Raw genomic sequence first — 23,962 nt, 5'->3', positions numbered from 1 at the left:
CAAATAGCTGTCATGAGATATATCGCTTACTAGCAATGTTTTTTACTAGTCTAAGTTTTCTGCAAGGAATGGCCTAGTTCATTTTTTCAAGGCCATCTTGAATGGTTTTGAGTTCGTATTCAAGTGTCAATGGATCGTTGAAATAAAAGGCGTTGGCATCCACTTTTAAGATATGGTTCTGTTGGACAGCGGGAATAGATTTCCAAACATCGCTTTCGTAAAGAGCACTGCCTGTTTTATCATCTTCAGCTGCAACCAGGACATAATCGCCAATATACTCACTCACCGTTTCTTGGCTGACTTGCAAGTAGCCGCTTGGGAATACTTCATCCTTCACCTTTTGTGGGGCGTCAAATCCCAGAGATTTGTAGATAACTTCTCCGCCTCGTCCCCAGTTGTTACCGAAGAGGTAGATTTCCTTTTCATATAGTCCGACAACGGTGAAAGTGACATCTTGTCCCAGCTTTTCTTTTAACTGCTTGCCAATATCAGCTGTTTTACTCTTCCAATCAGCAATCCATTGGTCAGCTTCTTTTTCCTTACCAAAGATTTGGCCAAAGCGATTCAGGATTTCTAAATAGTCATTTTTTCCATAATCAATGGCAATAGTTGGAGCGATTTTTTTTAGTTCATCGATATTTTTGTCACTGGCATCTACCACGATAAGGTCTGGCTTTTGCTTGGCGATAGACTCCAAATCTTCTGGCATCAGGACCTTGGCATTTTTGACTTTTTCTTTGAGGACAGGGTTTTTAGCATCATAGGATGTTACAGTGACAGGGTCGAAACCAAGTTGCAGCAAATAGCCAGTGTAGGTAGAGGAGAGGCTGGCGATTCGTTTTGGATTTTTAGGAATATCGCCGTAGTAGTGAAATCCATCAATTTTGGGCTTGCTGGATAGCTCGACCTTGTCTGCAGAGGCAGAGTTTTCGGATTTAGATGAGCTGCCGCAGGCAACTAAAAGGAAGATGGTGACAGTAAGGATGGCAAATGATAAAAACTTTTTCATTTTTTCCTCCAATTCTATAAAAACTCTAGAAGCTGTATCCATGAAGAAGATATGGAAAACTTATCTATGAATACATGACTTATTTAAGGAGCTGATAGCTGAGGCAGAGCGGCTTATCCTGAATAGGATCTCGAATAATTTGGGCTTCAATCTGAAAAATGTCTCTCAGAATATCCGAAGTCATGACCTGCTCAACACTTCCTTGATATCGGATATGCCCATTTTTCATAGCGATCAGCTGATGGGAGAAGCGGGCAGCCAAGTTGATGTCATGCAGAACCATGATAATGGTTTTTCCGCTGAGTCGGTTGAGGTCATTCAGCAACTCCAAGATTTCCAGCTGGTGATTCATATCCAGATAGGTGGTCGGCTCGTCCAGAAAAATAGTCTCTGTATCTTGAGCTAAAGCCATAGCAATCCAGACGCGCTGGCGCTGACCTCCAGACAAATCATCCACCTGCCAGTCCGAAAATTCGCTGACCTGAGTTGCTTCCATGGCCCAGCAGATTTTTTCCCGGTCTTCTGTACTGAGCCGGCCCAAGCCAGTTTGATGCGGAAAGCGGCCATAAGAGACTAGATCATAGACAGTGATGCCATCGGTCGCATCCATGGTTTGGGGCAGCAAGGCAATCTTTTGCGCCACCTCCTTGGTCGGCAGTAGGGCGATGGATTGTCCATCAAGGGTTATGCTGCCAGCTTTTGTCGGCAAAATACGGGTAAAAGCCTTGAGAAGCGTGGATTTACCGCAGCCATTGCTACCGATAATAGTTGTAATCTTTCCCTCGGCGAGTTGGCAGTCCAGTCCGTCAATAATAACCTTTTGATCGTAGGCGACCTGGATACTTGCTGCAGAGATAGTGGACATAGACTTCCTTTCTGGCTGATTCTTCTATCAGAATTACATCTTTTATTATACCATAAAAATTTTTCTAAAAAAAGAGTTTTCTGACAATTTAATAAAAATAAAATAAAAAAGTTTTATAAATTTGTAAATAATAAAAATTTAAGCTTTTCGTGCTAAGATAGAAATATAAAAAAGAACCTGAAATGATGACATAAATTTACAGCTGGTGAAAGGAAAAATGATGAAATTATTGACAAACCTACGCCCCTCCAAGCCTTTGAAAGAGCTGAGATGGTTTGATATTGCAGTGATTACCCTGCTCATGTTTGGGCAGTTTATTTATCGCTCAACGGAGCTTTATCTAGCTAGCTTTGCACCAGCTGCCAGCACAGGAGCGACTGAAACGGTGACCAATACAGCCACTGAAGGAGCGGCTTTTTCTAGCAATTTCAATTTTCAGCTGCTGATGCTGGTCTTGACCATTCTTTACCTATTGTTTCGGCGCTTTGACTTTAAGCAGCTTCCTATCCGTCTGAGCTGGTCGGTTCTCCTCTGGACTCCTCTTATTTTTGTAGCAGTAGGGTTCTTTGGTGACATTGTGACGACGCTGAGCGGCGAGTATAATTACTTTGATCCAACTCTCTGGTCTTATGTAGATGTGCTAGAAATCTTCCGGAAATTTGCTGAACTGACACCTATGGCCATCCTCTACGGACTTCTCAATGGCTTCTATGAAGAATTCTTCTTTCTGGGTCTTATGACCTCTGTTAAGGATAAGTATAAGTGGTGGGCGCTGGCTTACTCTACTATCATTCGGATTTCTTTCCACACCTATCAGGGCATGCTGTGGGCCTTGGTTATCGGAGTGGTGTACGGTCTCTTTTACTATTTCCTTTACAAGTACAAGGTCAAGAACCTACTGCCTTTCTTTCTCATGCACGCCTTGGCGGATATGTTTGGCTCCAGCTTGATGTACGTTCTGATTAAATGGCGGTGATTTTTACAAAACGACAATAAAAAGGCGATATGCTCGCCTTTTTTCTTATAAATACTTTTCTGCAAGTGCATAGTCTCCTGGATAGGCTACTTTTTCTCCTTCTATGATTTGGTAAGCATCCGCTCCTTTACCGGCCAGAATGACGGCATCTCCCTCTCGGTCTGTCAGGCTGAGAGCTTTTTTGATGGCTTCCTCTCGGTCGGCTATTTTTTCCACTGGATAGGAGATGTAGGATGCGATTTCCTCCGCAATGGCTAGAGGGTCTTCATAGTTGGGGTCGTCCGCGGTTAAGATAACGGTCAGCTCAGGATGCTGATTAAGTAGGCGACCGAAGTCTTTGCGCCGGCTTTCACCCTTGTTGCCTGTAGCACCTAAGAGAAGAATAATCTTGCCCTTTTGGTGTTCCTCTACGACAGACAGCAGGTTGCTTAGGCTGACGCCATTGTGAGCATAGTCAACGAAGATCTTGGCGCCATTTTTCTGAGTCAGAACTTCCATACGGCCTGGGACTCGGGTTGCGGCAATTCCTTTTTTGATGTCTTTGAGGCTAGCACCCAGACGCAGACAGGCAAGACCAGCCGCTACTGCATTTTCCTGATTGAAGCGGCCGATGAGCTGGATATCGTAGTGGCCAGCTAATTTACCAGCAGCTTCAAAGCTGAAAGCCTGAGAATCTATGATGGTATTGCTAGAGCCTGCTCCATAGAAATCATGTTCCATAGAAGCGACTTGCTCTTTCACGATTTGGAAATGGTCCATATCGCTATTTACGATAACTGCTCGGCTATTGTCCATCAAGAGTCGCTTATTGTAGAAATAATCCTCAAAAGTCGGATGCTCAATGGGACCGATATGGTCTGGGCTGATATTAAGAAAGACACCCACATCAAAGGTTAGGCCATAGACCCTTTTCTTGAGATAAGCCTGACTGGAAACTTCCATGATGAGATGAGTCCGATCATTAGCAAGGGCTTTGGCCATCATTTTGATAAGATCCAGACTCTCTGGTGTAGTCAGTGTTGACTTGAAGAAAGTCTCGCCATCCAAAGTAGTGTTCATAGTCGAGAGCAGGGCAGGACGATGGCTTTGGGAAAGGATTTGATAGGCAAAATAAGCTGTAGTTGTCTTGCCTTTGGTGCCAGTAAAGGCAAGCAGTTTGAGCTTTTTCTCCGGATGGCCGTAAAATTCCATGGCTAAGAGACTCATGGCCTGCTTGACATCGTTGACCAAGAGGACAGGAATGCCCACTTGAAAGTCTGTCTCGCTGATATAAAAGCGCAAGCCAGCTATGACGGCTTTTTCTAGAAATTCTTTCTTAAAAGCCTCACCCTTGACAAAAAAGAGGGTAGAGGCATCCGCTTCCCTGCTGTCATAGCTGATACTATCGAAAGTCAAGCCGCTATAAGAGAAGAAGTATTCTCCGTCTTTGACAATATCACGAAAATTATGGTCTTCTTTTAAAATATCTAATACGGTTTCAATTTTAATCATAAATCTATTGTAAACCTTATGGCTGGGTTTTACAAGAGGCAAGGAAAAGTTTATAATAAAAGAAGAATAAATAGAAGAGGTTTTCTATGAGCCAAGAAACAACAAGCCAGCAGCAGCAGATGCTGCGGGGAACTGCCTGGCTAACTGCCAGCAATTTTATCAGTCGTCTTCTGGGTGCCATCTATATCATTCCTTGGTATATCTGGATGGGCAAGCACGGCGCTGAGGCCAACGGCCTTTTTACTATGGGCTACAATATCTATGCTTGGTTTTTACTGATTTCGACAGCTGGCGTGCCAGTGGCAGTGGCCAAGCAGGTGGCTAAGTACAATACCATTGACAAGGAAGAGCATAGTTTCACTCTCATACGAGAGTTTCTCAAGTTTATGCTGCTTTTGGGAGCTGTCTTTGCAGTGATTATGTACCTGCTCTCACCAGTTTTCGCTTCTATGTCTGGCGGTGGTTCAGACTTGGTGCCAGTCATGCAGAGTCTGTCTTTGGCTGTTTTGATATTCCCGTCGATGAGCGTTATCCGAGGTTTTTTCCAAGGTTTTAACAATCTCAAGCCTTATGCCATCAGTCAGATTGCGGAGCAGGTCATTCGGGTTATCTGGATGCTGCTGACAGCCTTTTTCATCATGAAAATCGGTTCTGGCAACTATGTAGAAGCGGTTACCCAGTCAACATTTGCAGCTTTTATTGGTATGCTGGCTAGCATGGCTGTCTTAGCCTTCTATCTCTGGAAGACTGGGATGCTGACTTCCATCCTTCATAAGCCTGCCAATGCAGGGGAAATTAATGGCCGTGCCCTGCTCTGGGATACCATTCGGGAGGCCATTCCTTTCATTATCACAGGATCTGCCATTCAGCTTTTTCAGATTATTGACCAAGCTACCTTTATCCATGTCATGGGCTGGATCAGCAAGTACAGCAAATCCGAGCTGCTGGTTCAGTTTGCCTATTTCTCAGCCAATCCTAATAAAATTACCATGATTTTAATTGCAGTGGCTACCTCTATCGGCGGTGTCGGGATTCCTCTCTTGACTGAGAACTATGTCAAAGGTGATTTCCGATCGGCTGCACGCTTGGTGCAGGACAATCTTAGTATGCTGATTTTCTTTATCTTGCCAGCAACAATTGGTGCTGTTTTGGTAGCGGAACCTCTGTATACTGTCTTCTATGGCAAGCCAGACGGCTTAGCACTGGGACTTTTCATCTTTGCTATGCTGCAGACCATTATCCTCAGTCTATATACGGTGTTGGCTCCGATGATTCAGGCCCTCTTCCAGAATAGAAAGGCGATTATTTACTTCCTCTATGGAGTAGGAGTCAAGTTGGTGCTGCAAGTGCCATTGATTTATATTTTTAAAGCTTATGGTCCTCTTCTTGCGACGACAGTCGGCTTGATTATCCCAATCCTGCTCATGTATCAGGAAATTCGCAAGGTAACAGGTCTGAATCCTAAGAACCTCTTTAAACGGAGTCTCCTGTCAGTGATTCTGACAGTTCTGATGTGCATCTTTGTCTTGGTGGCAGAGCTTCTTATCGGTCTCTTCCTTCATCCTAGCGGACGGATTTCCAGCTTTGTCTATATCGCTCTGATTGGGGGTATCGGCCTCGCTGTCTATGGCGGTCTGGCGCTCAAAGTTCGCCTTATGGATCGCTTTATTGGATCAAAGGCAGCTAGTTTGCGTCGACGCTTTCATATCTATTAAAAAGCCATATGGCTTTTTAATTTTTAGCTTTGTTTTTCTAAAACATCAACATTATAGTTTCAAACTATAGCTAGCTCTTGAAAAGAAAAAAGATAAATGTTTTCAAAAGATGTTACAATAGAGGGTGAAATATTAGCGAAGGATTGGAAGGTTAATATGAGTAAGGACGTAAAATTAAATACACTACTGGCTCAGGCTGGGGTTAAAAAAGATGAAACAACCGGTGCTTTAACAACACCCCTGCATTTTTCAACGACCTACCAACACCCTGAGTTTGGCCAGTCAACAGGTTATGACTATACTCGAACCAAGAATCCAACAAGGGTTAGCTTGGAAGAGACTCTGGCTGCTATCGAAAGCGCAAATTATGCCCTAGCGACTAGCTCTGGTATGTCGGCTATTGTGCTGGCCTTTAGTGCCTTTCCAGTCGGCAGTAAGGTTTTGGCTGTTCGGGATCTCTATGGCGGCTCTTTCCGCTGGTTTACTCAGGCTGAAGCAGAAGGGCGTTTTGCCTTTACCTATGCCAATACAGAAGAAGAACTACTCAATAATCTGACAGAGGATATAGATATTGTCTATATCGAGACACCGACCAATCCTCTTATGGTAGAGTTTGACATTGCCCGCATTTCCCAAGCAGCTCATGAGCGAGGAGCAGCTGTCATTGTGGACAATACCTTCTACAGTCCTATTTACCAAAGACCGCTGGAGGATGGAGCAGATATTGTTCTACACTCTGCGACCAAGTATCTGGGCGGGCACAATGATGTCTTGGCTGGAGCTATCATGACCAATGACACTGCTATTTATGACAAACTTTTCTATAATCTCAATACAACTGGACCAGTCTTGTCTCCTTTTGACAGCTATCTGCTTTTGCGCGGTCTCAAGACACTGGCTCTCCGTATGGAGCGCTCTACTCAGAATGCACAAGAAGTAGTCGCTTTTCTGAAGCAATCTCCTGCGGTAAAAGAGGTTCTCTATCCAGGTAAGGGTGGTATGATTTCCTTTAAAGTTGTGGACGAAGGGAAGATTCCTCATCTCTTAAATAGCCTGAAAGTCTTTACCTTTGCGGAAAGTTTGGGTGGAGTAGAGAGCTTGATTACCTATCCGACGACCCAGACTCACGCAGACATTCCGGTGGAAGTGCGTCATTCTTATGGTTTGACTGATGATTTGCTGCGCCTGTCGATTGGAATTGAGGATAGTCGTGATTTGGTAGACGATTTACGTACAGCCTTGGAGAATGAATAATATGGGAAGATATAATTTTGAAAAAGCCCCCTGTCGTGTAGGGCATCATACTTATAAATGGAAAGAAGCGGAGAAGGACAAAGAAGTCCTGCCAGCCTGGATTGCAGATATGGATTTTGAAGTCCTGCCTGAAATCCAGCAAGCTGTTCATGACTATGCTAATCAGTTAGTTTATGGCTATACCTATGCTAGTGAAGAGCTGATCAATGCTGTGCTAGATTGGGAGCGGGATGAGCACGACTATACCTTTGATCGGGAAGCCTTGGTATTTATAGAAGGGGTTGTTCCTGCTATTTCAACGGCTATCCAAGCCTTTACCAAGGAAGGGGATGCTGTCCTAATCAACACTCCTGTTTACCCACCTTTTGCACGCAGTGTCAAGCTCAATAATCGTCAGCTTATTACCAATTCTTTGATAGAGCAGGATGGTCTCTTTCAGATTGACTTTGAGCAGCTAGAGCGGGACATTGCAGACAGTGAAGTCAAGATTTATGTTCTTTGCAATCCGCACAATCCCGGAGGTCGAGTTTGGGAACGGGAAGTGTTAGATAAAATTGGCCGCCTCTGTCAAAAGTACGGCGTCCTCCTGGTCTCAGACGAAATTCACCAAGATTTGACGCTGTTTGGCCATGAGCATCAGTCTTTCAATACTGTCTCGCCTGACTTTAAGGACTTTAGCCTGATTTTAGCCAGTGCGACTAAGACCTTTAATATTGCTGGGACCAAAAATTCCTATGCAGTGATTGAGAATCCTAGCTTGCGACATCAGTTTAAAAAACGTCAGCTGGCTAATAACCAGCATGAAATTCCTGGTCTTGGATTTTTAGCGACAGAAGCAGCCTATCGTTACGGTTGGTCTTGGTTGATGGAGCTTAAGGAAGTTCTTGAGAAGAATGTGAATTTTGTGGTTGATTATTTTGCCAAGGAAGCGCCGCGCCTGCGGGTCATGAAGCCTCAAGGGACCTATCTGATTTGGCTGGACTTTTCAGATTATGGCCTGACAGATGACCAGCTCTTCCAGCTGCTGCGAGAAGAGGCAAAGGTCGTCCTGAATCGAGGAAGTGATTTTGGTCAAGAAGGCAAAGGCCATGCCCGCCTAAATGTTGCTGCTCCAGAGACCATGGTTGAAGAAATCTGCTCCCGTATTGCAGAGGTACTGCCAAAATAAATCAAAAATTTTTTGAAATTTGTTTCAAGTGAGAAAAATGATTGACAATCCTTTGAAAGAGGAGTATAGTAAGAGTGGAAAATCGGTAGGTGAGGCTACCATAAGGATACGGATGACTACCGCAAAGCAGTGGAGACACTACTCGTTGGTCAACAGTCCTGATCGCCAAGGTCAAGACTAAGCTCATTTCATCGCCTTATGGAGTTAAAGCTTGAACGGTGAATGCTTGTTTTATCTGTGCTTAAAACAATGAAGCGAATAACCTGACATGCAAACAACCCTGCTGAGAAATTGGCAGGGTATTCTTTTTTGCTGAAAATATTTCAAGAGAGTAAATAGTTGATTGCCTGCCTCTCAAGAAAAAAGAAGGAGGAATAGTGATGAAATTTTGGTATTCTAGTACCAGTCCTTTTGCGCGTAAAGTATATGTTACAATTTTACATCATCATTTAGAGGAGCAAGTGGATATTCAGAAAGTTCAGGTGGCTTTTGATAGAAATTCACCGCACAATCAAGATAATCCTTTAGGTAGAATTCCTGCTTTTCAAGCTTCCAGTGGAGAATGGTTATATGGTAGTGATTTAATTTCTCAATATTTAGACGAACTAGGTCAGGAAGTCTCACTTTTCCCCAATGGAATGGAGAAATGGCATGTTTTAAATATACTGTCCGTTGCTGAAGGAATTTTGGAAAATACAATGCCGATTGTTGCGGAAAAATTTTTCCATGAAAAAGAACATTGGTGGAAAGACAGACATCAGCAAATTGAAGAGAGAAATATACGGAGTTTGTCTTTGTTAGAGAAACTGGCTACTGAGCAAGGGCTCTCTTTAAATATTGCAACAATCCAAGTAGTTGCTCTTGTAGATTGGTGGAATTTACGTGAAGAAGTTATTGGATTTTCTTTAAAAGAAAATTTTCCAGAATTGCAAGATTGGACACAGAAGATGAATGCCACTTTTGACGTCTTGCAGGCATCTTGGGACTTTTAATTGTTTTTATAAATTAAGAAAGGAGACACGCGATGCAAATTGACGATTATCCGGAACCGCACATACACAGCCAATCGCTGATTTGTGTCGTTCTGTCCTTATAAAGTGATTGGTCCCTGTGTATGAAAATTATTAATCATACATCAAGGAGAAACCAATGAAAACAGTAAAAGAAAGATTAGTTGCTGCGCTGCAGCTTCCTGTAAAAGAAACTCTGGTATTTTACAAGAGTTCCTTTCGCGGCCTGACAGAAGAGCAGGTCGAAGAAAATCGTGACCTCTATGGTGAAAATATCATCACAAAGGGTCAGGAAGACTCTATTCTAAAGAAAATTTACGAGTCTATCATTAACCCCTTTACAGTCATCTTATTGGTGATTGCCCTCGTGTCCTTAGTGACCAATGTTTGGCTGGCTAAGCCTGGTGAGGAAGATCCGACGACTTCCATCATCATTGTTGTTCTGGTGCTGATTTCTGGAGGCATTCGTTTTGTTCAGGAATTGCGGAGCGACCGCGCTGCTAGCAATCTGTCTCGGCTGATTGTCAACACGGCTACGGTTATCCGTGAAGGAGCAGAGCAGGAACTTCCGATTGATGAGCTTGTTGTAGGAGACATCATCAAGCTTAGTGCCGGAGATATGATTCCTGCAGATGTCTTGCTGCTGGACTCGCGTGATTTCTTTGTTCAGCAGTCCGGTTTGACAGGTGAAAGTGATGCGGTAGAAAAGGTCTGTCTGGCCAAGTCAGATGAACAAAAACTTGATAGCCTTTTAGAAACAGAGTCGCTGGCCTTTATGGGAACCAATGTTATTTCCGGAAGAGCTACAGCTCTGGTACTAGTGGTTGGTGATGAGACCATGATGGGAGCCATTGAGCAGACACTGAACACCTACGATGAGCCGACCTCTTTTGAGCGCGAGATGAATAGCATTTCCTGGCTCTTGATTCGTCTGATGCTCGTCATGGTTCCAGTCGTGTTCTTCATAAACGGTCTGACAGACGGCGACTGGCTGGAAGCAGGTGTCTTTGCCCTCAGCGTTGGGGTCGGCCTGACTCCAGAAATGCTGCCTATGATTATCACAGCGAGCCTGGCTAAAGGTTCTATTATCATGGCTCAGGAAAAGGTCGTGATTAAGAAGCTGAATGCCATCCAAGACCTAGGAGCTATTGATATCCTTTGTACGGATAAGACAGGCACACTGACTCAAGACGAGATTGTGTTAGAATACCCGCTGGATATTCATGGTGATTTGGACTTAGCAGTGCTCCGTCGTGCTTTTCTCAATTCCTACTATCAAACTGGTCTCAAAAATCTTATGGACAGGGCCATTATCAATCGTACGGAGAAAGAAGCAGAAAAGCATGAGATTGTCCGTAATCTAGACCAAACCTTTAAGAAAATTGATGAACTGCCCTTTGATTTCGAGCGTCGGCGTATGAGCGTTATTGTTAAGGATGATGAGGATGTCATCAGCATGGTGACCAAGGGGGCCTTGGAGGAAATGCTGGCTATCTCTAGCCATGTAGAATACAAGAATCGCATTACAGTACTGACTGAGGAGATTCGTCAGGAAATCCTTGCGGAAGTGGCTCAACTCAATGAGCAAGGGCTGCGCGTGCTTGGTGTTAGCTACAAGTCAGACTTAGAAGAAGATTACGACTATGAAGTGAAGGATGAGTCCGACATGATTTTAACGGGCTATCTGGCTTTCCTAGATCCACCCAAGTCATCTGCGGCTCCAGCTATTGAAACCTTGGCTGAGTACGGCGTTGCTACTAAGATTTTGACCGGTGATAATGATAAGGTGACCCAGGCAGTTTGTGAAAAGGTTGGGTTAGATGTAGATAATATCTTGCTGGGTGTAGAGGTGGATGCCTTATCTGATGAAGAATTGAGTCAGGCAGTGGAGGACACAACAGTCTTTGCCAAGCTCTCACCTGACCAAAAAGCTCGGATTATTCTCCAACTCAAAGCCAATGGACACAAGGTTGGCTACATGGGCGATGGCATCAATGACGCGCCTTCTATGAAAGTAGCAGATGTGGGTATTTCTGTTGATACAGCAGTCGATATTGCCAAGGAAACAGCAGATGTCATTCTGCTGGACAAGGACCTCATGGTTCTGGAGAAAGGGTTGGTAGAGGGACGCAAGGTCTATGCCAACATGACTAAGTACATTAAGATGACAGTCAGTTCCAATTTTGGGAATATCTTTTCTCTTCTCTTCGCCAGCATTTTTCTGCCTTTTCTGCCTATGGCACCAGTTCATCTGATTGTCCTCAATCTGGTTTATGACCTGTCCTGTATCGCTCTGCCCTTTGATAACGTTGACAGTGAATTTCTCAAGAAACCACGGATTTGGTCTGCTAACTCTATTACCCGCTTTATGGCTTGGATTGGTCCTATCTCATCCGTTTTTGATGTTTTGACCTATTTGTTGCTCTACTTTATTATCGTACCTATGATAACAGGTGGCAACTATCAAGCTGGTAGTGGGCAAGCAGAAACCTTTATCACTCTTTTTCAAACAGGCTGGTTCGTTGAGTCCATATGGACCCAGACCATGGTTATCTACATGCTGCGCTCACCTAAGCTGCCATTTGTGCAAAGTCGTCCTGCTTTGTCTGTCATTGTGACGACCATGGCAGCAGCTCTCTTTGTTACTTCCTTGCCATACAGCCTCTTTGCGTCAGTTCTGAAGACAGCCCCGCTGAATGGCACTTATTTCCTTTTCCTCTTCTTGATTATTGTGCTTTATATGGTTAGTGTAACTCTTGTTAAACACTTTTATATCAATCGCTATAGAGAATGGCTGTAAGGTGAAGAAAATCTTTGAAAAGGCTTGCTTATGGCAAGCCTTTTCACACTTTTTTTGATATAATAAGAAGAATAAATTGAAAGAAGGAAATCCAATCATGGGAAAACTTGAAGTTATCGCTCATCCACTAATTCAGCATAAATTGTCTATCTTGCGTCGTACAGATACCTCTACCAAGGCTTTTCGTGAATTAGTTGATGAAATCGCAATGCTTATGGGATATGAAGTCTTGCGCGATTTACCACTTGAAGATGTAGAAATTGAAACACCGATTACGAAAACAGTCCAAAAGCAGATTGCAGGGAAAAAATTAGCTATTGTACCAATCCTGCGGGCTGGTATTGGCATGGTGGATGGACTTCTGAGCTTGGTTCCAGCAGCTAAAGTTGGGCATATCGGAATGTACCGTGATGAAGAAACCCTGAAGCCGGTTGAATATTTGGTCAAGCTGCCAGAAGATATCGACCGACGTCAGATTTTCGTTGTAGATCCAATGTTGGCTACGGGTGGTTCTGCTATCTTGGCTGTGGATTCTCTGAAGAAACGTGGTGCTAGCCATATTACATTTGTCTGCTTGGTTTCAGCGCCTGAAGGAGTAAAAGCCTTGCAGGAAGCTCATCCAGATGTTGATATTTTCACAGCTGCTCTGGATGATCATCTCAATGATCATGGTTATATCGTACCAGGACTAGGAGATGCAGGAGATCGTCTTTTCGGGACCAAGTAAAAGTTTCTATTTGACCTTTTTTGACCAAAAGGATATAATAGTCTCGTAATTTGAAATTCTATTCCCCTAGTTTGATAGAAAAATTTAAAAAGAGAAAGAGAGAAAACTATGATTCCTGTAGTTATTGAACAAACCAGCCGAGGAGAACGCTCCTATGATATTTACTCCCGGCTATTAAAAGACCGCATTATCATGCTGACTGGCCCAGTAGAGGACAATATGGCTAATTCTGTCATTGCCCAGCTCCTTTTCTTGGACGCTCAAGACAATACTAAAGATATTTACCTCTATGTAAATACGCCAGGGGGATCTGTCTCAGCAGGTCTGGCCATTGTGGACACTATGAACTTTATCAAGTCTGATGTTCAGACCATTGTTATGGGTGTAGCTGCCAGCATGGGAACAATCATTGCTTCCAGTGGTGCTAAGGGCAAACGCTTCATGCTGCCAAATGCAGAATATCTGATTCACCAGCCGATGGGCGGAGCTGGGAGTGGTACCCAGCAAACGGATATGGCCATTGTAGCTGAGCACTTGCTTAGAACTCGGAATACCTTGGAAAAAATCTTGGCTGAAAACTCTGGCAAGTCCGTTGAGCAAATCCATAAGGATGCGGAACGCGATTACTGGATGAGTGCTCAGGAAACCTTGGAATACGGCTTTATTGACGAAATCATGGAAAATAGCAATCTGAACTAACACAAGAGGAGCCAAAAGCGGTTCCTTTTTTGCTGTTTTAAATTTGTTAGTCTGTCAACACTAAGTGTTTTAAGCTAATGATAAAGCTTTTCAGGGCTAGTTTTTTTGTCCTATCTTTGCTATAATCAACTAAGAACTACATGAACCGGAAAGGAGTTTTATGATAGAAAGAGAAGAAAGAGTGGGCTTGATTGTCTATCTTTACTATAATCGAGATGCCAAAAAGCTGGCAAACTTTGGGGATATTATTTATCATTCTAAGAAGCATCGTTATTTGCATCTCTATGTCAATCAAGAGGACGCCCAGAACCTACATGAGAATCTGCCCAAGGAGCGCTATGTTAAGCAAGTTCGGATTTCTCACATAAAAGAACTGGATCAAAACTTTGTTGGAAGCCTGTATAGAGAGCAAGAAAACGTTATCATTTGATAAAATTTCTATAAAGGGTTGACAATTGTCAGATAATTCGATATATTCTTACTATATCATCAATCAAATCACTTAAGGAGATTTCCTAATGAAGAAAAAATTTGCACTATCCCTAGTAGCTTTTGCTAGTGCGGCCCTTCTCGCAGCTTGTGGAGAAGTATCCAATAACAACTCAACAGCAACTGGTACAGAAATTGGCGATACGATTAAATTTGGTTTCAACTTTGAAGAATCAGGTGAGGTAGCAGCCTACGGTACAGCTGAACAACATGGTGCTCAGTTGGCAGTTGATGAAATCAACGCTGCTGGTGGCGTAGATGGCAAGAAGATTGAAGTTACTGATAAGGATAACAAATCAGAAACTGCTGAAGCATCTACCATCACTACTAGCTTGGTTACCCAAAGTAAGGTAAATGCAATCATTGGCCCTGCGACTTCTGGAGCGACAGCTTCAGCTACTGCAAATGCTGCTAAAGCAGGTGTGCCAATCATTACACCAAGTGCGACACAGGATGATTTGACCAACAAGCAAGATTATCTTTACCGTGCAACTTTCATTGATAGCTACCAAGGTAAAATCATTTCTAAGTATGTTACTGATAACTTGAAAGCTAAGAAAGTCGTTCTTTACTACGACCAATCTAGTGACTACGCTAAAGGAATGGCGGATGCCTTCAAGAAAGAGTTCAAGGGTGAGATTGTAGCAACAGAAACTTTCCAATCTAAGGATACTGACTTCCAAGCTGCTTTGACAAAGATTAAAGGCAAAGAATTTGATGCTCTGGTTGTTCCAGGTTACTATACAGAAGCTGGTAAAATTGTCAATCAAGCACGTGGTTTGGGTATTGACCAAACAATCGTTGGTCCTGATGGCTTTGGTGATGCTAAGTTCGTTGAGCAAGCAACTCCAGCTGCAGCTACAAATGTTTACTATGTATCTGGCTTTACAACTTCGGGTGAAATGTCAGAAAAAGCTAAGAAGTTTGTTGAAGCATACAAAGCTAAGTACAAAGAAGAGCCATCTATGTTTGCAGCTCTGGCATATGACTCTGTTTATATGGCAGCAGAAGCAGCCAAAGGTGCTAAAACTTCTGTAGATATCAAAGACAACTTGGCTAAGCTTAAAGATTTCGATGGAGTGACCGGTTCAATCTCTATTGATAAAGATCACAATCCAGTGAAAACAGCTTTGATGATTGGCTTGAAAGACGGTCAAGTAGATACTGTAGAAACAGTTAAAGCGGAATAATAGTTACGAGGCTGGGGCTATCCCAGTCTTTGACTTGTTTTCTATTTTTAGTTGCTTGAGCAAATTAGTAGATGATTTCTTTCTTTATAAATCTACGGATTTGAAAGAGTATTGTTTTATAATCTATTTTCTTCGTTTCTCAATCAACTATTATTCGTATTTTGGGAGTGGGATGATAAAATCACGACCTAGTCTGCTGATTTTTGTCCCATTCCTTATTTTATTATAGAAAGAGTGGTGTCTAATGCTCCAACAATTAGTCAACGGTCTAATCCTGGGTAGTGTTTATGCGCTTCTGGCTTTGGGTTATACCATGGTTTATGGGATTATTAAGCTGATTAACTTTGCTCATGGCGATATCTATATGATTGGTGCCTTTATGGGTTATTACTTGATTAATATCTTGAAGTTTAATTTCTTCCTTTCTCTCATTTTAGCGATGATTGGGACAGCGATTCTCGGTGTGGTTATTGAGTTTTTAGCCTATCGTCCTCTGCGTAATTCGACTCGGATTGCGGCTTTGATTACAGCCATTGGGGTCTCCTTTCTCCTCGAGTATGGCATGATTTTCTTTGTCGGTGCCAATACTCGTTCCTTCCCACAGGTTATTAAAACAGTACGCTTTAACTTAGGGCCGATTTCTATCTCAAATATTCAGTTGCTGATTTTGGGAATTTCGATTTTCCTCATGGTGGCTTTGCAGTTCATCGTGCAGAAGACAAAGATGGGTAAGGCTATGCGAGCTGTATCTGTAGACAGTGATGCTGCCCAGCTCATGGGAATCAATGTCAATCGGACAATCAGCTTCACCTTTGCTTTGGGGTCAGCTCTTGCAGGGGCTGCTGGTGTCCTAATTGCCCTTTACTATAATTCATTGGAGCCTTTGATGGGGATGACTCCAGGTATTAAGTCCTTTGTAGCGGCCGTTCTCGGTGGTATTGGAATCATTCCTGGTGCCGCGCTTGGTGGCTTTGTTATCGGTCTTTTGGAGACTTTTGCGACAGCGCTTGGATTATCTGATTTCCGAGATGCCATTGTCTATGCGATTTTGATTGTCATTCTTCTGATCCGTCCAGCTGGTATCCTCGGTAAAAATGTGAAAGAGAAGGTGTAAGGTATGAAAAAGAATTTAAAGGTAAATATTTTCTGGCTTGGCCTTGTCTTAATCGGCTACTTGCTGATGACAGTATTGGTTAGTGCCGGTGTTCTCAATGCTTTTTATATTCAAATCTTAGAGCAGATCGGGATTAATATTATTCTGGCTGTGGGGCTTAATCTCATCGTCGGATTCTCAGGTCAGTTTTCTCTTGGCCATGCTGGTTTTATGGCAATCGGTGCCTACGCAGTAGCAATTATTGGCTCTAAATCGCCAACATATGGAGCTTTCTTCATTGCCATGCTGGCTGGAGCTATCATTGCTGGTATTGTGGCTTTGGCAGTCGGTTTACCAACGCTTCGTCTTAAAGGAGACTATCTCGCGATTGCGACTCTTGGTGTCTCAGAGATTATCCGGATTCTGATTATTAATGGCGGTACTTTGACGAATGGCGCAGCTGGTATCCTATCCATTCCGCCCTTTACCTCTTGGCAGATGGTCTATATCTTTGTTGTTATCACAACTATTTTGACCTTGAATTTCCTGCGCAGTCCTATTGGCCGCAGTACTCTGTCAGTCCGTGAGGATGAGATTGCTGCCGAGTCTGTTGGGGTTAATACTACTAGAATCAAAGTGACAGCCTTTGTCTTGGGAGCTATCACGGCTTCTATTGCTGGCTCTCTTCAAGCTGGCTTCGTTGGTTCAGTTGTTCCTAAGGACTATTCTTTTACCAACACTATCAATATCTTGATTATTGTCGTTTTTGGTGGTCTAGGATCGATGACTGGAACCATTGTGGCTGCAGTGGTATTGGGAGTTCTCAATATGTTGCTTCAGGATGTATCCAGCATTCGGATGATTGTCTATTCTTTGGCCTTGATTTTGGTCATGATTTTCCGTCCTGGCGGACTCTTAGGGACTTGGGAGCTGAGCTTGTCTAAGCTCTTCAAAAAGAATAAGGAGGTCAAAGAATAATGGCACTTCTTGATGTGAAAAATCTAACTAAAAACTTTGGTGGCTTGACTGCTGTTAGCGATGTGACCTTGGAACTCAACGAGGGCGAGCTGGTTGGTCTGATTGGCCCTAATGGTGCAGGAAAAACGACCCTTTTTAACCTCTTGACTGGTGTTTATGAGCCTAGTGAAGGAACAGTGACACTAGATGGTCATTTGCTCAATGGTAAGGTACCTTACAAGATTGCTTCTTTAGGTCTAGGGCGGACCTTCCAAAACATCCGGCTCTTTAAGGACCTTAGTGTTTTGGATAATGTTTTGATTGCCTTTGGTAATCATCATAAGGCTCATGTGTTGGCTTCTTTCCTCCGTCTGCCAGCCTATTATAAGAATGAGGAAGAACTCAAAGCCAAGGCTTTGGAGTTGCTGAAAATTTTTGACTTGGACAAGGAAGCAGAAACCTTGGCTAAGAACTTAGCTTATGGTCAGCAGCGCCGCTTGGAGATTGTTCGGGCCTTGGCAACGGAGCCAAAGATCCTCTTCTTGGATGAGCCAGCTGCAGGAATGAACCCTCAGGAGACAGCAGAGCTGACTGCATTGATTCGACGGATTAAAAACGAATTTAACATTACCATCATGCTGATTGAGCATGACATGAGTTTGGTAATGGAAGTTACTGAGCGAATCTATGTTTTGGAGTACGGCCGCATGATTGCGCACGGAACACCTGATGAAATCAAGAATGACAAACGCGTCATTGAAGCTTATCTAGGAGGTGAAGCCTAATGTCCATGCTTAAAGTTGAGAATCTCTCTGTCCATTATGGCATGATTCAGGCTGTCCGTGATGTCAGCTTTGAAGTAAATGAAGGAGAGGTTGTTTCCCTGATTGGTGCAAATGGCGCTGGGAAAACGACCATTCTCCGGACTATTTCAGGTTTGGTTCGTCCAAGTGCTGGTAAAATTGAATTTGTCGGCAATGAAATTCAAAAAGTTCCTGCTCAAAAAATCGTAGCAGCTGGACTTTCGCAAGTACCAGAAGGACGTCATGTCTTTCCAGGTTTGACCGTTTTGGAAAATTTGGAAATGGGCGCCTTTCTCAAAACAAATCGAGAAGAAAATCAAGCCAATCTCAAAAAGGTCTTCTCTCGTTTCCCACGTTTGGAAGAGCGTAAAAACCAAGATGCTGCAACCCTTTCAGGTGGTGAGCAGCAGATGCTGGCTATGGGACGGGCTCTGATGTCTACGCCTAAGCTTTTGCTCTTGGATGAGCCTTCTATGGGCTTGGCGCCAATCTTTATCCAGGAAATCTTCGATATTATCCAAGATATTCAGCGACAAGGGACAACAGTTCTTTTAATTGAGCAAAATGCAAATAAGGCTCTCTCTATTGCTGACCGCGGTTATGTCCTTGAAACAGGCAAAATCGTTTTGTCCGGAACTGGCCAAGAGCTCCTCGCTTCTGACGAAGTCCGCAAAGCATATCTAGGTGGTTAAAAAGGTCCAATGGACCTTTTTAAGTTGCAGATAAAGAAAACAAGGTTTTCGTCAAGATGCCCAGTGGATTGTTTCAGGTTGCAGATGGGAATTCGCGAGAGCGAATTTTCTTCAAAATGTCTGGGAGACACTTTTAGGTTGTTGATAGAAAGTTACGGTAGTAACTTAACATTTTGAAAAGGTCCAATGGACCTTTTTCTTATCTTAGATGTTTAAAATAGTTTAGTTAGCCATTTCCTATCTTCAATTTTTCCAATCGCGGGATTTTTCTAAATTTTGAAAACTTAGGCAAAGGCCTTGGAAGCGTTTGAAATCAGCTTCAAAATAAAGTATAATAAGTATAAGAATTATGGATAGGAAGTAGAGGGAACTTTTATGGCAGTTAAAGATTTTATGACGCGTAAGGTGGTTTATATCAGCCCAAATACAACGATTGCTCATGCGGCAGATATGATGCGTGAGCAGAAACTCCACCGTCTGCCGGTGATTGAGAATGACCAACTAGTGGGACTGGTGACAGAAGGAACGATTGCAGAAGCTAGTCCATCTAAGGCAACGAGTCTGTCCATTTACGAGATGAATTATCTTCTCAACAAAACCAAGGTTGGTGATGTTATGATTCGTGATGTTGTCACGATTTCTCAGTTTGCCAGTCTGGAAGATGCGACCTATCTGATGCTGAAAAATAAGATTGGTATCCTGCCTGTCGTGGACAATGAGCAACTTTACGGGGTTATTACTGACCGTGATATTTTCAAGGCTTTCTTAGAAGTATCTGGCTATGGTGAAGAGGGAGTCCGTCTGCGCTTTGTCACTGAGAATAAGGTGGGGGTTCTTGAGCAGATTATCCGTCTTCTGGTGGAAGAAAATCTCAACATCTCCAATACCGTCAATATCCCACGCAAGGATGGCAAAGTCGTCATTGAAGTACAGCTAGCTGGTAATATAGATACGGCGCTTCTCAAGAAAAAATTTGAGGAGCATGCTATTGAGCTGGCTGAGATTACACATACTGCTGCAAAAGCCTTATAAGCGATAAAAAAGCCTCATCATGGATGAGGTTTTTAACGTACAATAGGTTGTTTGTTGGCATCTAAAGTGAAGCCTTCGCCCAAAATCTCATGGGCTTCGGTAATAGTTGTAAAGGCAAATGGATCGACTTGGTTAATGAGTTTCTTCATCTGTTGCATTTCATTACGGGAAACAACACAGTAGACAATCTGGAGATCCTGCTTGCTATAGAAGCCTTGGCCCTTGAGGAAGGTCACTCCACGATCCAGCTTGTTATTGATAGCTTCAGCCAGTTCTGCCGGTTTGCTGGTAACGATAAGGAATCCCTTGCCGGCAAAGCCTCCTTCTGCAATCAAGTCAATGACGCGCGAGGTGATAAAGACAAACATCAGGGTATAAGACACCATGCGTAGGTCTTTGAAAACAAGGAGAACTAAGGTGATGACCACAAAATCAACAGTCAGCATGAGTTTGCCCATGGAAATGCTCGTATATTTATTAAAGATGCGGGCTACAATATCAGTACCGCCAGTTGTTCCGCCAGCATTGAAGATGATGCCCAGTCCAATCCCTAAAACAATCCCTGTTCCAAGACAGGCCAGTAAAACATCCCCGTCCAGAGCTGAGAGGAAATAGTCTTGCAGGTTTTTGGAGGCAGGTAGGATTTCAAAAATCTTGAGCCAAGCAGACACGGAGAAGGTTCCCAGAATGCTGAGGTAGAGTGTTCTTGAGCCCAGTAGCTTCCAAGCAATAATAAAGAGAGGAATGTTAATAATCAGGTTGGTCGTCGAGACAGGGATTTTAAACAGATAGTAGGCAATCAAGGTCAAACCCGTCGCGCCACCTTCATATAAATGAAAAGGAATGACCAAATAATGAATCCCAAAAGAAAAAATTCCAGCCCCAAAAATGATGGCCAGTACGTTTTTTAATTTAAACATAACATCCTCCTAAATCTATTTCCAGAAATTTATTCTGAATATATTTTACCAAAAATTTAGCCTTTGTGAAACACTTTGAAAAAATTTTTAAAGTCTTTTCTTATGATGGGCTTTTAGCTTTTTTTTTGGTAAAATAAACAATAGATAAAAAGAGTGGGATGAAAATAATGAGTTGACGGAGTCGGCTCTTATCAGGCTGCTCAGCAATGTGGACGAACTCTGAAAAGTAGCTTATATCAACCTTTAGAGCAATTCGCATCTGCATTTTCTTATAAAGATTAAGAAATTAGAAGTTAGAGATTAAAGGTAAAGATGAAAAATGGTATTTTGATTTCGCTGGAAGGTCCGGAAGGGGCTGGAAAGTCGAGTGTGTTGGAAGCCTTGCTTCCTTTTTTGAAAAAATATGGCACTGGTCTTATTACGACGCGGGAGCCGGGTGGCGTCCAGATTGCGGAGGCCATTCGCGAAGTGATTTTGGAGCCTAGTCATACGGCTATGGATGCAAAGACTGAGCTCTTGCTGTACATTGCCAGCCGCCGTCAGCACTTGGCTGAGCGGGTTTTGCCAGCTTTGGCGCAAGGGAAAATCGTCTTGATGGACCGTTTTATTGATAGTTCAGTGGCCTATCAGGGCTACGGACGGGGGCTGGATGTGGCAGATATTGACTGGCTCAATCAATTTGCGACAGATGGACTCAAGCCTGATTTGACCCTCTATTTTGATATTGATGTGGAAGAAGGGCTGGCGCGGATTGCTAGGAGCGAGAGCCGAGAGGTGAATCGGCTTGATCTAGAAGGTTTGGACTTGCACCAGCGGGTTCGCCAGGGCTATTTGGCGATTCTTGACAAGGAGCCTGAGCGCTTTGTCAAGGTGGATGCCAGTCAACCACTAGATAAGGTAGTGGCTGATAGTTTGGCCATCATTCAGGAACGATTTGGGAATCCGTCATGAAGATAAAAGAGTTACAGCAAAGCCAGCCCAGCTTATTTGAGCAGTTTCAGCATATTTTGGAACAGGGGCGGCTAAGCCATGCCTACTTGTTTACCGGAGCTTTTGGCAGTTTTGAAATGGCCCAAATCCTGTCTCAGAGTCTTTTTTGCGAGAATAAGCAAGGCGTCTGGCCTTGTCAGTCCTGTCGTTCTTGTCGTTTGATTGCAGCAGAAGATTTTTCTGATGTAACTGTGGTGGGACCGGTTAATAACATTATTAAAACAGACCGAGTTCGGGAGTTGGTCCGAAACTTCTCTCAAAGTGGTTTAGAAGGCAGTCGGCAGGTTTTCATTATCTGCGATGCGGATCGGATGCACATCAATGCAGCCAATTCCTTGCTCAAAGTCATTGAGGAACCGCAGAGTGAGATTTATATCTTTCTTCTGACTGCTGATGAACAGCTGATTCTGCCGACGATTCGAAGTCGGACTCAGGTTTATCATTTCTTGAAAAATACAGCTGCTCTGCAGCACAGTTTGGAACAGGATGGCTTGATTAAAAGTCGAGCGGAGCTACTAGCTGCTTATAGTCAGACTCAGTCAGAAGCGGCTAGCTTGGCTCATAATAATGCCTTTTTTGAATTAGTCAGCGAATGCGAGCGCTTTGTCAAGGATTTTCAAACTCGTCCAAGTCAGGCATTTCTGCAGGTTTCGCGTCTGGCAAAGCTGGCTGATGATAAGGAGAAGCAGGAACAGGTCTTCAAGCTCTTGGAAGTGTTATTTTATAAAGAGATAGCAACAGAGAGCGGTCGACAGGCCTTGGAGCAGCTTTTGCTGGCTCGGAAGATGTGGCGGGCCAACGTATCTTTTCAAAACGCTTTAGAATATATGACTTTGAAGGGAAAGTAAAAAGAGGCAGCACAGGAGTATAAAATGGATAAAAAAGACTTATTTGACGCCTTGGATGATTTTTCACAGACGCTTTTAGTGACCCTTGCTGAGGTGGAGGCTGTCAAGAAAAATCTCAAGAGTGTGGTAGAGGAAAATATTGCTCTGCATCTGGAAAATGACAAGTTGAGGGAGCGCTTGGGAGAGGTGGAGAAGGAAGCTCCGACCAAGACCAAGAAAAACCGAGATAATCTGCGTAAGCTTTACTATGACGGCTTTCATGTCTGTACGGATTTCTATGGTCAGCGCCGGGAGAATGACGCAGAGTGCATGTTCTGCGATGAATTGTTATTTAGGGAGTAGTGATGCAGGTTCAAAAAAGTTTTAAGGGCGAAACTGCCTACGGCAAACTCTATCTGGTCGCGACTCCTATCGGTAATCTGGACGATATGAGCCTCCGCATGGTCAATACCTTGAAAGAGGTTGACAGGATTGCGGCTGAAGATACGAGAAATACGGGCCTGCTGCTTAAGCATTTTGGGATTGAGACTAAGCAGATCAGTTTTCACGAGCACAACGCCAAGGAGAAAATTCCAGTTCTCTTGGACATGCTTCAAAGTGGAAGTGATATAGCCCAGGTTTCGGATGCTGGTCTGCCCAGCATTTCTGATCCTGGACATGATTTGGTTCAGGCAGCGCTAGAAGCTGGAATTACTGTAGTACCGATTCCTGGTCCTAGTGCTGGAATAACAGCCTTGATTGCCAGCGGATTGGCTCCCCAACCGCATATTTTCTATGGCTTTCTGCCTAGAAAGGCTGGCCAGCAGAAGGAATTTTTCACTAGCAAAAAGTCCTATCCTGAGACCCAGATTTTCTACGAATCCCCTCATCGGGTTCGGGCTACGCTGGAAAATATGCTGGCAGTTTATGGTGACCGACAAGTCGTCTTGGTGCGCGAGCTGACTAAGATTCATGAAGAGTATCAGCGAGGGCTGATTTCAGAGCTGTTGGACTATACAGCTGAACATCCGCCAAAAGGAGAATGTCTCTTGATTATAGCTGGGGCGGCAGAAGATGCTCAACAAGAAATATCTCAAGAGCAGATCCTAGCTGAAATTGATCTCTTAGTTAAAGCCGGCAGCAAAAAAAATCAAGCCATCAAGAACGTGGCCAAAAAATACGGCAGGAACAAGAGCGAGCTCTATGCGGTTTATCATGAACTAAGAGGAAGTTGAAATCTTATTTCAACTTTTCT

22 protein-coding genes, 1 pseudogene and 1 riboswitch are annotated in these 23,962 nt (G+C 43.4%); of the genes and pseudogenes, 19 read left to right on the top strand and 4 right to left on the bottom strand.

What is annotated here, in order from left to right:
- Positions 1-73: 73 nt before the first annotated feature.
- Together HMPREF1150_RS10225 and HMPREF1150_RS10230 are read right to left on the bottom strand one after the other, a co-directional pair.
- Positions 74-1,009, bottom strand: a complete 936-nt coding sequence (locus HMPREF1150_RS10225) for an iron-hydroxamate ABC transporter substrate-binding protein (RefSeq protein ID WP_009659129.1) — start codon at positions 1,007-1,009, stop codon at positions 74-76.
- Between the two features lie 79 nt (positions 1,010-1,088).
- On the bottom strand, positions 1,089-1,874 hold the full coding sequence (locus HMPREF1150_RS10230; protein WP_009659104.1) for an ABC transporter ATP-binding protein: 786 nt from the start codon (positions 1,872-1,874) through the stop codon (positions 1,089-1,091).
- Positions 1,875-2,094: 220 nt separating this feature from the next.
- On the opposite strand from HMPREF1150_RS10230, the gene HMPREF1150_RS10235 reads away from it, so the two are divergent.
- Complete coding sequence (locus HMPREF1150_RS10235; RefSeq protein WP_009659084.1) at positions 2,095-2,850, top strand: CPBP family intramembrane glutamic endopeptidase; 756 nt, start codon at positions 2,095-2,097, stop codon at positions 2,848-2,850.
- 45 nt (positions 2,851-2,895) lie between these two features.
- On the opposite strand, the gene HMPREF1150_RS10240 is transcribed toward HMPREF1150_RS10235, so the two are convergent.
- Positions 2,896-4,341, bottom strand: coding sequence for a UDP-N-acetylmuramoyl-L-alanyl-D-glutamate--L-lysine ligase (locus HMPREF1150_RS10240; protein WP_009659174.1), 1,446 nt, complete (start codon positions 4,339-4,341; stop codon positions 2,896-2,898).
- 86 nt (positions 4,342-4,427) lie between these two features.
- On the opposite strand from HMPREF1150_RS10240, the gene HMPREF1150_RS10245 reads away from it, so the two are divergent.
- The 14 genes and pseudogenes from HMPREF1150_RS10245 to HMPREF1150_RS10310 all read left to right on the top strand — a co-directional run bounded on the left by HMPREF1150_RS10245 (position 4,428) and on the right by HMPREF1150_RS10310 (position 19,970).
- Positions 4,428-6,056, top strand: a complete 1,629-nt coding sequence (locus HMPREF1150_RS10245; protein ID WP_009659107.1) for a polysaccharide biosynthesis protein — start codon at positions 4,428-4,430, stop codon at positions 6,054-6,056.
- A gap of 96 nt (positions 6,057-6,152) precedes the next feature.
- Positions 6,153-7,310 (top strand): cystathionine gamma-synthase, encoded by a 1,158-nt coding sequence (locus HMPREF1150_RS10250; RefSeq protein WP_009659132.1) that lies wholly within the window; start codon positions 6,153-6,155, stop codon positions 7,308-7,310.
- A 1-nt stretch (position 7,311) separates the two neighbouring features.
- Complete coding sequence (locus HMPREF1150_RS10255) at positions 7,312-8,478, top strand: MalY/PatB family protein (protein ID WP_009659094.1); 1,167 nt, start codon at positions 7,312-7,314, stop codon at positions 8,476-8,478.
- Between the two features lie 74 nt (positions 8,479-8,552).
- A riboswitch (M-box (ykoK) riboswitch) is annotated at positions 8,553-8,708 on the top strand.
- A gap of 150 nt (positions 8,709-8,858) precedes the next feature.
- Positions 8,859-9,470, top strand: coding sequence for a glutathione S-transferase family protein (locus HMPREF1150_RS10260; RefSeq protein WP_009659077.1), 612 nt, complete (start codon positions 8,859-8,861; stop codon positions 9,468-9,470).
- A 157-nt stretch (positions 9,471-9,627) separates the two neighbouring features.
- Positions 9,628-12,288 (top strand): magnesium-translocating P-type ATPase, encoded by a 2,661-nt coding sequence (gene mgtA / locus HMPREF1150_RS10265; RefSeq protein ID WP_009659128.1) that lies wholly within the window; start codon positions 9,628-9,630, stop codon positions 12,286-12,288.
- Between the two features lie 97 nt (positions 12,289-12,385).
- Positions 12,386-13,015 (top strand): uracil phosphoribosyltransferase, encoded by a 630-nt coding sequence (gene upp, locus HMPREF1150_RS10270; protein ID WP_032905340.1) that lies wholly within the window; start codon positions 12,386-12,388, stop codon positions 13,013-13,015.
- Between the two features lie 99 nt (positions 13,016-13,114).
- Positions 13,115-13,714, top strand: a pseudogene (locus HMPREF1150_RS10275) (ATP-dependent Clp protease proteolytic subunit); the annotation flags it as partial.
- Between the two features lie 160 nt (positions 13,715-13,874).
- Entirely contained in the window at positions 13,875-14,144 is a 270-nt protein-coding gene (locus HMPREF1150_RS10280; protein ID WP_009659102.1) for a YlbG family protein, read from the top strand.
- Between the two features lie 88 nt (positions 14,145-14,232).
- A complete protein-coding gene (locus HMPREF1150_RS10285) occupies positions 14,233-15,393 on the top strand; it encodes an ABC transporter substrate-binding protein (protein ID WP_009659159.1) in 1,161 nt (386 codons plus the stop codon).
- Between the two features lie 244 nt (positions 15,394-15,637).
- Positions 15,638-16,507: a branched-chain amino acid ABC transporter permease gene (locus tag HMPREF1150_RS10290; RefSeq protein WP_002897070.1), complete on the top strand. Its 870-nt coding sequence runs from the start codon at positions 15,638-15,640 to the stop codon at positions 16,505-16,507.
- 3 nt (positions 16,508-16,510) lie between these two features.
- Positions 16,511-17,464, top strand: coding sequence for a branched-chain amino acid ABC transporter permease (locus HMPREF1150_RS10295; RefSeq protein WP_009659161.1), 954 nt, complete (start codon positions 16,511-16,513; stop codon positions 17,462-17,464).
- Entirely contained in the window at positions 17,464-18,228 is a 765-nt protein-coding gene (locus HMPREF1150_RS10300) for an ABC transporter ATP-binding protein (RefSeq protein WP_009659152.1), read from the top strand. The genes HMPREF1150_RS10295 and HMPREF1150_RS10300 overlap by 1 nt, the downstream gene beginning before the upstream one ends.
- Complete coding sequence (locus HMPREF1150_RS10305; protein WP_002894681.1) at positions 18,228-18,938, top strand: ABC transporter ATP-binding protein; 711 nt, start codon at positions 18,228-18,230, stop codon at positions 18,936-18,938. The genes HMPREF1150_RS10300 and HMPREF1150_RS10305 overlap by 1 nt, the downstream gene beginning before the upstream one ends.
- A gap of 375 nt (positions 18,939-19,313) precedes the next feature.
- Entirely contained in the window at positions 19,314-19,970 is a 657-nt protein-coding gene (locus tag HMPREF1150_RS10310; protein ID WP_002894682.1) for a CBS domain-containing protein, read from the top strand.
- A 32-nt stretch (positions 19,971-20,002) separates the two neighbouring features.
- On the opposite strand, the gene HMPREF1150_RS10315 is transcribed toward HMPREF1150_RS10310, so the two are convergent.
- Positions 20,003-20,890 (bottom strand): YitT family protein, encoded by an 888-nt coding sequence (locus tag HMPREF1150_RS10315; protein ID WP_002913094.1) that lies wholly within the window; start codon positions 20,888-20,890, stop codon positions 20,003-20,005.
- Between the two features lie 312 nt (positions 20,891-21,202).
- Between HMPREF1150_RS10315 and tmk the strand changes: the two genes are divergently transcribed.
- Genes tmk through rsmI form a run of 4 tightly spaced genes read left to right on the top strand, consistent with a single transcriptional unit; the run spans position 21,203 to position 23,942 of the window.
- Positions 21,203-21,841: a dTMP kinase gene (tmk, locus tag HMPREF1150_RS10325; protein WP_002913092.1), complete on the top strand. Its 639-nt coding sequence runs from the start codon at positions 21,203-21,205 to the stop codon at positions 21,839-21,841.
- Entirely contained in the window at positions 21,838-22,728 is an 891-nt protein-coding gene (locus tag HMPREF1150_RS10330) for a DNA polymerase III subunit delta' (protein ID WP_002913091.1), read from the top strand. The genes tmk and HMPREF1150_RS10330 overlap by 4 nt, the downstream gene beginning before the upstream one ends.
- Positions 22,729-22,752: 24 nt before the next feature.
- Entirely contained in the window at positions 22,753-23,070 is a 318-nt protein-coding gene (gene yabA, locus HMPREF1150_RS10335) for a DNA replication initiation control protein YabA (RefSeq protein ID WP_002894690.1), read from the top strand.
- A gap of 2 nt (positions 23,071-23,072) precedes the next feature.
- A complete protein-coding gene (gene rsmI / locus HMPREF1150_RS10340) occupies positions 23,073-23,942 on the top strand; it encodes a 16S rRNA (cytidine(1402)-2'-O)-methyltransferase (RefSeq protein ID WP_002913090.1) in 870 nt (289 codons plus the stop codon).
- Positions 23,943-23,962: the final 20 nt, after the last annotated feature.

The organism is Streptococcus sp. AS14 (assembly GCF_000286495.1).
In the GTDB taxonomy this organism is placed as follows: Bacteria; Bacillota; Bacilli; order Lactobacillales; family Streptococcaceae; genus Streptococcus; species Streptococcus sanguinis_P.
The sequence above is the reverse complement of the archived record's forward strand: the minus strand, read 5'-3'. Positions and strand labels throughout refer to the sequence as shown.